9 protein-coding genes and 1 pseudogene are annotated in these 7,317 nt (G+C 49.5%); 6 read left to right on the top strand and 4 right to left on the bottom strand.

The window, feature by feature from the left end:
• A pseudogene (locus JJU47_RS13540) lies at positions 1-363 on the bottom strand (glutamine--fructose-6-phosphate transaminase (isomerizing)); the annotation flags it as partial.
• A 412-nt stretch (positions 364-775) separates the two neighbouring features.
• On the opposite strand from JJU47_RS13540, the gene JJU47_RS13535 reads away from it, so the two are divergent.
• Positions 776-1,111 (top strand): hypothetical protein, encoded by a 336-nt coding sequence (locus JJU47_RS13535; RefSeq protein WP_228620415.1) that lies wholly within the window; start codon positions 776-778, stop codon positions 1,109-1,111.
• A gap of 13 nt (positions 1,112-1,124) precedes the next feature.
• Here the strand turns inward: JJU47_RS13535 and JJU47_RS13530 are convergent, their stop codons facing one another.
• Genes JJU47_RS13530 through JJU47_RS13520 form a run of 3 tightly spaced genes read right to left on the bottom strand, consistent with a single transcriptional unit; the run spans position 1,125 to position 2,538 of the window.
• The gene (locus tag JJU47_RS13530) at positions 1,125-1,595 is read right to left on the bottom strand and encodes a hypothetical protein (protein ID WP_228620413.1); all 471 of its coding nucleotides are present in this window, start codon (positions 1,593-1,595) and stop codon (positions 1,125-1,127) included.
• Positions 1,588-2,097: a hypothetical protein gene (locus tag JJU47_RS13525; protein WP_228620411.1), complete on the bottom strand. Its 510-nt coding sequence runs from the start codon at positions 2,095-2,097 to the stop codon at positions 1,588-1,590. Before JJU47_RS13525 ends, JJU47_RS13530 begins: the two co-directional genes overlap by 8 nt.
• Positions 2,098-2,538 carry a hypothetical protein gene (locus JJU47_RS13520; RefSeq protein WP_228620409.1) on the bottom strand — a complete coding sequence of 147 codons (441 nt, stop codon included), beginning with the start codon at positions 2,536-2,538 and terminating at the stop codon, positions 2,098-2,100.
• Between the two features lie 205 nt (positions 2,539-2,743).
• Between JJU47_RS13520 and JJU47_RS13515 the strand changes: the two genes are divergently transcribed.
• From JJU47_RS13515 to JJU47_RS13495, 5 genes are all read left to right on the top strand, one after another.
• Entirely contained in the window at positions 2,744-3,454 is a 711-nt protein-coding gene (locus JJU47_RS13515; RefSeq protein ID WP_228620407.1) for a GntR family transcriptional regulator, read from the top strand.
• Positions 3,455-3,604: 150 nt separating this feature from the next.
• Positions 3,605-3,952: a PTS lactose/cellobiose transporter subunit IIA gene (locus JJU47_RS13510; protein ID WP_228620405.1), complete on the top strand. Its 348-nt coding sequence runs from the start codon at positions 3,605-3,607 to the stop codon at positions 3,950-3,952.
• Positions 3,949-4,257, top strand: coding sequence for a PTS sugar transporter subunit IIB (locus tag JJU47_RS13505; RefSeq protein ID WP_024371995.1), 309 nt, complete (start codon positions 3,949-3,951; stop codon positions 4,255-4,257). The genes JJU47_RS13510 and JJU47_RS13505 overlap by 4 nt, the downstream gene beginning before the upstream one ends.
• Positions 4,258-4,276: 19 nt before the next feature.
• Positions 4,277-5,683 carry a GH1 family beta-glucosidase gene (locus JJU47_RS13500; RefSeq protein WP_228620403.1) on the top strand — a complete coding sequence of 469 codons (1,407 nt, stop codon included), beginning with the start codon at positions 4,277-4,279 and terminating at the stop codon, positions 5,681-5,683.
• 11 nt (positions 5,684-5,694) lie between these two features.
• Positions 5,695-7,023 (top strand): PTS sugar transporter subunit IIC, encoded by a 1,329-nt coding sequence (locus JJU47_RS13495; protein ID WP_228620398.1) that lies wholly within the window; start codon positions 5,695-5,697, stop codon positions 7,021-7,023.
• The last annotated feature ends 294 nt before the right edge of the window (positions 7,024-7,317 follow it).

Here is a 7,317-nt window from a genome sequence, read left to right as displayed (position 1 = left end):
CGTGTCCGTCTCTGAGAGGAACGGCACGTCGAGTGTCGCCTTGATTTGCTCGTCGTTCTCGATGACACCGTTGTGGACGAGCGTGAAGCGCGCCGTCGTGCTCTGGTGCGGGTGGGCGTTCGGGACGCTCGGCACCCCGTGCGTCGCCCAACGTGTGTGGCCGATGCCGACTGTGCCTTCCGCCTCGAACGGTACGATGTCACGAAGTGCGGCAATGCGCCCGACTTCTTTAAAGACGTTCACATCTTCTCCGACGAGCGCGATCCCGGCTGAGTCATAGCCACGGTACTCAAGCTTTTCAAGCCCTTTCAACAAAATCTCTTTCGTCCCGACTTGACCAATCATTCCTACAATTCCACACATACAAAAATCTCCTCTGTATTCGATTTCTCGAAAAAGGAAACGGGCTTTTTAGAGTGCTGTCAACGTGCTCCCCTTTGTCCGTCCGGTCGCCCGGGCGTTTTACAGGAACACTTTTAGTCGTGACAGGCGACTAGAAGGCATCCGCCGAAACCTCGATCACCTTCGTCCTCGTCAACTCCGCAGAGTTCTGGCGCTTCTCGATCATACCTAGCCGTTTCTCCAGATACCCTTTCATGCTAGCTGTTCCATGAAATGACGGGTAGTATTTTTGTCACGTCGTGCCTCCTTACTTTTTTACTGTTCATGCAAAAGTCACCACTTTCACTAAAAAGCTATTTGTCTCATGACTTGTCCCATCGCCTCGGTTCAGGCATGATGAAAGTATCTATTTAGATGGAGTGGAGGAATGGCTATGAACATCGGCTTTCTCGTCATCGGCATCATTTTATCGACGCTCTCGAAATGGTTGCAGTATCAGGGGAACGATACGCTCGGCGACTTGCTCGTGTTCCCGGCCGCCTTTTTTCTCGGCTTGGCACTCGTGTGCAGTTTCCCGTTCTTCAAAGAGTGGTGGCAAGAACCGTCAAGACGCCCAAGAGCGATCCGTTTCGCGGCGTTCGTCGCAGGAGGGTTGCTATCGTTTCAACTGTTCGCCTGGCTCGTCTTCGGTCAAGGCGAATGGCTCGGCGCCTGGTTTTTAGTGCCGTTTCTCATCTTTCTCTACTTCGTCATCCGCACGTTCAAATAAAATGGGGAAGCGCTCAGGCGCTCCCCCATTTTCGTTCTTCCTTCAATTCGGCTTCGGAGACGTAGTTGTCATCAAGACGAACCATATGTCGTTCGTAAAGACGATGTTCGAGGATTGAGAGTGCATATCCCCCTAAACCAATCAATGCGAACGTTTGGAGTGAAATCATATCCGTAAGTAACGTATAGACCCATAATACAATGAGTGGTAACGAAGCGAGTCCGAAAATGGAGTTAAGGTGGACGAGCCGCTTTGCCTCCTGCGACGTCAAATATTGCTTCTTAATGTTCTCGCGACGCCATGCCTTTCGAAAGTCAGGAAGACTCACCACGACACTGAGGCACATGACGGTTACCGGTGAAAGCCAATTATATTCTGATGAGAAAAACATGAGGCCGACGAACACCGCTGATAAGAATGCGAGTGTGGAATGTTTTTTCTCATCGAATGCTGTCAATTCTCGCATCTGGCTGCGCTTATCCATAACTCTCTTCCCTCTCAAGCTCACGCGCTTCTCGAATCAGTTTCAAGTCCTTGTCCGTCAAATAGTGGTCATCGTGCTTTTGAATGATACGATCGAGCCATTTCCCTAGAAACGATGCTCCCCAGAAAAAGACTTGTGACAAGAGGAACGCTTGAAACGACTGCGGTTGTGTGGCTTGGTTGAAGGCGACGTAACCGAAGTAACCGAATGCGGCAAAACCGATGAACGAAGCAGTATAGCGCAACGACAACAAGTTTCGGGCCTGTTTGTTCTTCACGAATCGCAGCCACAAATTAAACCGGGCGACTTCCATTCCAATCAGTAAAAAGTAAATCGCAAACATCGTCATAATCAACGCGCCATCTGAAATGCTCCGATAAGATGCATACGTTAAAATACCGATGATTGCCGTTACCCCGACAATGCCAATCGTCCAACTCGTGAACGTTTGGAAGCGTAACAGCGTGTCAATTTGTCGTTTTGAATGCGGAGATAGCTCCATTTAACTCATCCTTTCAATCAGTTGTTCATAGGTCGGTATGTCCGGTTCTACTACCTTTAGTTTCATTGTAATGAGATGGTCGCGGTATGAGTCCGTGAATCGCATGACAGCAAAAAGGACACCAATCAACAATCCGATTGTTTGATCGAGGACCAGCGCCGTCATCGATACCGCGAGCAAGAGCGCCTCTAACCACGTCATCGCATATTGGATGCGGAGCCACTTGATGGCCTGGGGATTCGTTGCGACGTGACGCATGATGCGATATTCATTCGTCCCCATGAAGATGAGAAACATGGCGAGTATCCACATTAAAGGAATCAACCACATCCATTCGACGAACAATGCATACAGAAAGGCAGCAAAGTAGACAATCAGTGCCGGGACCCCATACCGTCGAATCTTGATGATTTGCCTAACGTTTCGTTGGACCTGCTCCACTTTCTCACCCTCTCACTTCTTCTCTTTCTTCTTTAGTATACGTAAACTATTTCAATTCCGTTTCAAATTTACAAAATATTCCCTAAATGATTGTTCGACGTTTTTCAACAAATGACGAAGGATTGTCCGCCATCCCGACACAATTTCTGATATACTGATAGCGTATTCATACCTACAAATTTTTATGTGAAAGGTGCAGACAGTCATGGCCCCAAAGTATAAACAAGTCGCCGAACAGATCGAGACGGATATTATGAATCACGTCTACCAACATACGAGCAAGCTCCTCACCGAGGACGAATATGCCACGAAATATGGCGTCAGTCGCAACACGGTCCGGAAGGCGATCGAGATTCTCGTCAATAAAGGTTACGTCTATCAAGTACAGGGGAGCGGCGTCTTCGTCCGCGACCACTACATGAGTGATTACGTGAACCTTGAAAAACTACAAGGTCTCACGAGCGACTTCAGTGGACGAAAAGTCGAAACGCGTGTCCTCGATTTCGAACTGACGACAGCGAATGAAGAAGTCGCTGAGAAAATGAAGTGTGACGTCGGGACACCGGTCTACTACGTGAAACGTCTTCGCCTCGTCGATGACCATCCGTTCTCACTCGAAGACTCTTACTTCCGGAAAGACCTCGTCGTCTATCTCGACCGCAACATCACCGAGAAATCGATCTACAACTATTTCCGTAACGATCAAAAGCTTGCTATCGGTTTTGCCGATCGTGTCATCTATGCCGACTTTTTAAATAAAGAAGATGCCGACTTGCTCGGACTGAACGAGAACGACCCGGCGCTCCTCGTCGACAACACCGTCTATTTGACGAATGGGCAAATCTTCGACGTATCGCGCTCGACACATCATTTCCGCCATGTTAAGATGCTGAAAGTCTCTAACATCAAATCCTAAACGCACTCGAGAGCCTGTTCTCGCGTGCGTTTTTTCGTTCACATTTTATTCACTTAGAAAGGGTTTACATGTAAGCGGTATCGTGCTACTATCAACTTGTAGAATTTGTACCTATGAATCAAGGTTATCCATACAAAAAGGAGAGATACTATGGTTTCTGAAACAGTTGAAATTACTCCCGAAGATATCTTCGGTTTAATCGCCCTCTCGGGTGACGCTAAAGCGAGCTACCATCACGCAATGCTCCTCATGCAAGAAGGTAAAGCAGAAGAAGCAGCTGAAACGGTGAAAGCCGGAGACGCGACGTTGAAAGAAGCACACGCGATTCAAACGAAATTTGTCACGCTTGAGGCTCAAGGGAAAACGGCTACAGTCGGCGTCCTCATGGTACATGCCCAAGACCACTTGATGAACACAATCCTCGTCAAAGAGATGCTCGGCTATATGATGAACATGCAAAACGAAATCAACCAATTGAAAGGAATGGATCAAAAATGATGAAAATTGGACTCTTCTGCGCAGCAGGTATGTCAACAAGTATGTTAGTAGAAAAAATGAAAGCGGTTGCCGCTGAACGTGGCATTGAAGCTGAAATCGCAGCTTACCCAGAATCGGAGATGGAAACGTATGTCGACAACCTCGACGTCGCCCTTCTCGGACCACAAGTGAAATACTTGCTTTCAAAAGGCAAACAAATCTGTGAGCCAAAAGGCGTGCCAATCGACGTGATCAACACGATCGACTACGGCATGATGAACGGAGCAAAAGTATTCGACCACGCAATGAAACTTGCAAACAAATAATTCAACTGAGGTGACCATTTTGAAAATGCCTAAAGATTTCTTGTTCGGCGCAGCATCGGCTTCTTACCAAGTCGAAGGCGCATGGAACGAGGACGGGAAAGGACTCTCGAACTGGGACGTCTTCTCGAAAATTCCTGGAAAAACATTTGAAGATACGAACGGCGACGTCGCTGTCGACCACTACCACCGCTACAAAGAAGATATCGCGCTCATGGCTGAGATGGGACTTGAATCATATCGCTTCTCAATCTCATGGCCGCGTGTCTTCCCGAACGGTACAGGCGAAGTAAACGAAAAAGGACTCGAGTTTTACAACAACTTGATCGACGAATGCTTGAAGCACAACATCGTCCCATTCGTGACGCTCTACCACTGGGACCTCCCGCAAGCGCTCGAAGAAAAAGGCGGCTGGAAAAACAAAGAGACGGTTGACGCGTTCGTCCGTTTCGCCGATACTTGTTTCCAATCGTTCGGCGACCGTGTCCGTCACTGGATCACGTTCAACGAAGCGGTCATCTTCTGCTCGCTCGGCTACTTGACTGGGGCACACCCACCAGGCATCGAAGGAGACGTCAAAGGTTACTTCCAAACGACGCACCACGTCAACGTCGCACACGCTCGTTCAGTCGAGTTGTTCAAACAAGGTGGCTACGAAGGCGAAATCGGGATCACGCACGTGTTCAACCCGGCCTTCAGCATCGATGAAGCAGAAGAGAACAAATTCGCGGAAATGCACGCGAACGCTTACTCGACGCACTGGTTCTACGATCCGGTACTTAAAGGAACGTATCCGGAATACGTCGTCAAAGGACTCGACGAGCAAGGTCTTCTCCCTGAAATGACAGACGAAGAACTCGACCTCTTGAAGCGCACAGCTTCGATGAACGACTTCATCGGCCTTAACTACTACAGCCCGCAACGCGTCATGAAAAACGACTCGGCGCTCGTCATGGCTGGTGGCCGCGAAAACTCGACGGGCCGCCCAGGCAACCCATCATTCGATGGTGTCTATAAGACGGTCATGATGGACGATAAAGTTTATACGAAATGGGCTTGGGAAATCTCACCAGAAGCGTTCCTCGACGGCATGCACATGCTCAAGGATCGTTACGGTGACGTGAAAATCTACATCACAGAGAACGGTCTCGGTGACGTCGACCCAATCGTTGACGGCGAAATCCTCGACGACCCACGCATCGAATATATCGAAGGCCACATCCGTGCCGTGAAGCACGCGGTTGAACAAGGCATCAACGTCGCAGGCTACTACGCTTGGTCGGCAATCGACCTTCTCAGCTGGCTCAACGGTTATAAGAAACAGTACGGCTTCATCTACGTCGATCACGCCAACGGCCTCGAGCGTAAGAAGAAGAAATCGTTCTACTGGTACAAAGACATTATCGCTACACGCGCTGAAAACCTATAAGGAGGTTCCCCATGAGCCGCTTAGAAACTGTATTTGAAAAATTCACGCCAGGGTTCGTTCGTTTTGCGAACGCCAAGCCCGTCCTTGCTATCAAGGACGGGTTCATCCTGACGATGCCGATGACGATCATCGGTTCATTGTTCTTGCTCATCCTCGCGCTCCCGATTCCAGGTTGGGCCGAGTTCATGTCAGGTCTGTTCGGAGCAGACTGGACACTCCCGCTCACGCAAGTCGTCGGCGCTACGTTTGACATCCTTGCTTTAATCGGTGTTTTTGGAATCGCTTACTCGTACGTCAAAAACGAAAAAATCGAAGGTGTGCCTGCCGGTATTCTTGGGATCATTTCGTTCTTGATCATCACGCAAGCGTCTGTCCTCTCTGAAGGCGGAGAAACAATCGGCGGGGTTATCCCGAAAGTATGGACAGGTGGACAAGGTGTCCTCGCTGCCATCGTCGTCGGTCTCGTTGTCGGATTCATCTACTCACAGTTCATCAAACGCGGTATCCGCATCAAAATGCCTGACGGTGTACCACCAGGTGTCTCGAACTCATTCTCGGCGTTGATCCCAGGTCTCGCCATCGTATCACTCGCGGTCGCAACGTTCGCCATCTTCCAAGCAGTGGCAGATCGTACGTTCACAGAAGTCGTCTATGACGTCCTTCAATCGCCGCTTCAAAACTTGACGGACACGCTCGCTGGAGCGGTCATCATCATGGTGCTCATGTCTGTCATGTGGTGGTGTGGAATTCACGGAGCAGCGATCATCATGGGTATCATGGGTCCACTCCTTACAGCGAACGCGCTTCAAAACCAAGCAATTATCGACTCGGGTGAAGCACTCGTCGTCGGTGAGAACGCAAAAATCGTTACAATCCAGTTCCTCGATGTCTTCACGAAGCTCGGCGGATCAGGAATCACAATCGGCTTCATCATCGCGACGCTCATGGTTGCCCGTTCAGCTCACTTGAAGCAGCTCGGTAAACTCTCGCTCGCACCAAGTATTTTCAACATTAACGAACCGGTCATCTTCGGTATGCCGATCGTATTCAACCCGATCATGTTCATCCCGTTCGTGATCGTACCAGCAATCGCATCGTTCATGGTGTACTTCTCAATCCTTTGGGGCTGGGTCGAACCGTTCAACGCACTTCAAGTGCCGTGGACGACACCACCGATCATCTCTGGCTTCTTGATCGGCGGATGGCGTGCAGCGCTCTTGCAAATCGCAACGATCGCTATGGCCGTCGCTGTCTACCTCCCATTCGTCCGCATGCAAGACCGCGTGTCGTACGGTGAAGAAGTAAAAGCACAAGAAGACGCAGATAAAGCGTCAGCATAAGCCTAAGCAAATAACGACAGCCCTTCTCAACGATGAGAAGGGCTGTTATATTTAGGAAAATGAGTAAGAGAGTTGGGACAATATGAAAAACTATACACCGAGCTTTTTGATTTTATCGAGTGCAGCCCTCGCCTTCGGCCTCGGCTTTAAAGCAATCGTGCCTTACGCCATGCTAATCGGTATCGGGTTACATATGATTCTCCTACTGTGTGCCGCCTACTCGTTGGGCAAGTATCGGGCGCATCTCTCCAAGATAAACGCATAACGCCATGACGGCATTCGTCATGGCGTTTG

Source organism: Exiguobacterium sp. (genome assembly GCF_020832205.1).
Taxonomy (GTDB): domain Bacteria; phylum Bacillota; class Bacilli; order Exiguobacteriales; family Exiguobacteriaceae; genus Exiguobacterium.
Note: the sequence above shows the minus strand (reverse complement) of the source record. Positions and strands in the feature narration are given on the sequence as shown.